This window comes from Lujinxingia vulgaris (assembly GCF_007997015.1).
Classification (GTDB): domain Bacteria; phylum Myxococcota_A; class Bradymonadia; order Bradymonadales; family Bradymonadaceae; genus Lujinxingia; species Lujinxingia vulgaris.
This window is the reverse complement of the sequence record NZ_VOSM01000029.1, coordinates 1-1466: the sequence shown is the minus strand read 5'-3', so window position 1 is coordinate 1466 and position 1466 is coordinate 1. Positions and strand designations below refer to the sequence as shown.

1 protein-coding gene is annotated in these 1466 nt (G+C 62.9%); it reads left to right on the top strand.

Going from position 1 to position 1466, the window contains the following annotated elements; all coding sequences use genetic code 11:
• A partial coding sequence (locus FRC98_RS20740; RefSeq protein ID WP_230467873.1) for an acyl carrier protein occupies positions 1-1466 on the top strand: 1466 nt, incomplete at both ends.

The window sequence follows — 1466 nt, the reverse complement described above, 5'->3', positions numbered from 1 at the left end:
ACGGGCTATGAGGCCGAAGAGATCGAGGTCGACTATGAGCTGGAGGCGGATCTCGGGGTCGATACGGTCAAACAGGCCGAGATCATGGCGCAGGTGCGCGAGCTTTATGGTCTGGAACGGGATGAGAGTTTTCGTCTCTCGGAGTATCCGACGTTGAGGCGCATGGGGGATTATGTGGCGGAGCGTGTGGGGATGATGGGGGATGGTGCGGTGCCAGGCCATCGTGCAGCCGCGGTGCCAGGCAGTCGTGCAGCCGAGGTGTTAGGCAGTCGTGCAGCCGAAGTGCCAGGCCATCGTGCAGACGAAGTGCCAGGCCATCGTGCAGATGTAGTGTCCGGGGATGCGACGTCGCCTGCAGTCGATCGAGCGTCGATCGATGCGGAGCTTTTGCGCGTACTGTGCGAGCAGACGGGCTATGAGGCCGAAGAGATCGAGGTCGACTATGAGCTGGAGGCGGATCTCGGTGTCGATACGGTCAAACAGGCCGAGATCATGGCGCAGGTGCGCGAGCTTTATGGTCTGGAACGGGATGAGAGTTTTCGTCTCTCGGAGTATCCGACGTTGAGGCGCATGGGGGATTATGTAGCGGAGCGTGTGGGGATGGCGGGCGTGGTGCCAGGCCATCGTGCAGACGTGGTGCCAGGCACTTGTGCAGACGGTCGTGCAGCCGCGGTGCCAGGCCATCGTGCAGCCGCGGTGCCAGGCCATCGTGCGGACGAGGTGCCAGGCAGTCGTGCAGCCGAGGTGCCAGGCCATCGTGCAGCCGAGGTGCCAGGGCATCGTGCAGACGCGGTGCGAGGGGATGCGACGTCGTCTTCAGTCGATCGAGCGTCGATCGACGCGGAGCTTATGCGCGTGCTGTGCGAGCAAACGGGCTATGAGGCCGAAGAGATCGAGGTCGACTATGAGCTGGAGGCGGATCTCGGTGTCGATACGGTCAAACAGGCCGAGATCATGGCGCAGGTGCGCGAGCTTTATGGTCTGAAACGGGATGAGAGTTTTCGTCTCTCGGAGTATCCGACGTTGAGGCGCATGGGGGATTATGTGGCGGAGCGTGTGGGGATGATGGGGGATGGTGCGGTGCCAGGCCATCGTGCTGACGCGGTGCCAGGCCATCGTGCGGACGAGGTGCCAGGCCATCGTGCGGACGAGGTGCCAGGCAGTCGTGCGGACGAGGTGCCAGGCAGTCGTGCAGACCGGGTGCCAGGCAGTCGTGCAGACGAGGTGCCAGGCAGTCGTGCAGACGAGGCGCCAGGCCATCGTGCAGATGTAGTGTCCAGGGATGCGACGTCGCCTGCAGTCGATCGAGCGTCGATCGATGCAGAGCTTATGCGCGTGCTGTGCGAGCAGACGGGCTATGAGGCCGAAGAGATCGAGGTCGACTATGAGCTGGAGGCGGATCTCGGTGTCGATACGGTCAAACAGGCCGAGATCATGGCGCAGGTGCGCGAGCTTTATGGTCTGGA